This window comes from Cupriavidus sp. SIMBA_020 (assembly GCF_046535395.1).
In the GTDB taxonomy this organism is placed as follows: Bacteria; Pseudomonadota; Gammaproteobacteria; order Burkholderiales; family Burkholderiaceae; genus Cupriavidus; species Cupriavidus campinensis.
Genome location: NZ_JAWRWU010001763.1, coordinates 1 through 232 on the forward strand (window position 1 = coordinate 1; position 232 = coordinate 232).

General features: G+C 66.8%; 1 protein-coding gene. It reads left to right on the forward strand.

Going from position 1 to position 232, the window contains the following annotated elements; genetic code table 11:
- The coding region (locus SB751_RS35665) for an AGE family epimerase/isomerase (protein WP_410749692.1) at nt 1-232 on the forward strand (232 nt) is incomplete at both ends.

Here is a 232-nt window from a genome sequence, read left to right on the forward strand (position 1 = left end):
GAAACCTTCGCGGCGGCCGCGATGCTCGGCGCGCGCACCGGCAGCGAGCGCTTCTGGGACTGGTACGACGAAATCTGGCGCTACAGCTGGGCGCATTTCGTCGACCACCGCTACGGCGCGTGGTACCGGATCCTCACCTGCGACAACCGCAAGTACAGCGACGAGAAGAGCCCGGCCGGCAAGACCGACTATCACACGATGGGCGCGTGCTACGACGTGCTCGCGACCCTCG